Annotated in this window: 1 protein-coding gene; it reads left to right on the top strand. The window is 40.8% G+C overall.

What is annotated here, in order from left to right; genetic code table 11:
* The coding region (locus CD111_RS09930; protein ID WP_240610504.1) for an Ig-like domain-containing protein at positions 1–424 on the top strand (424 nt) is incomplete at both ends.

Genomic DNA, 424 nt, shown 5'->3' with positions numbered 1-424 from the left:
TATCACGTTCCCAGATGGTACAACAGCGACAGGTACAACAGATAAAGACGGAAATTATACAATTGACATCCCAACAAATGTAGATTTAGTCGGAGGTGAAGTATTACCAGTTACATCATCAGACAAAGATGGAAATAAATCACCAGAAGCAACAACGGTTGTTACAGATGGTACAGCACCTGTTGCACCAACAGTAAATCCGGTGACGAGCGAAGACAAAGTAATTACAGGTAAAGCAGAACCAGGCTCAACCGTAACTGTCACGTTCCCAGATGGTACAACGGCAACAGGTACAACAGACAAAGACGGAAATTATACAATTGACATTCCAACAAATGTAGATTTAGTCGGAGGAGAAGTATTACCAGTCACATCAACAGACAAAGATGGAAATAAATCACCAGAAGCAACAACAGTAGTAACA

It is taken from the genome of Mammaliicoccus stepanovicii, from assembly GCF_002902525.1.
Taxonomy (GTDB): domain Bacteria; phylum Bacillota; class Bacilli; order Staphylococcales; family Staphylococcaceae; genus Mammaliicoccus; species Mammaliicoccus stepanovicii.
This window is presented reverse-complemented; position numbering and strand designations above follow the sequence as displayed.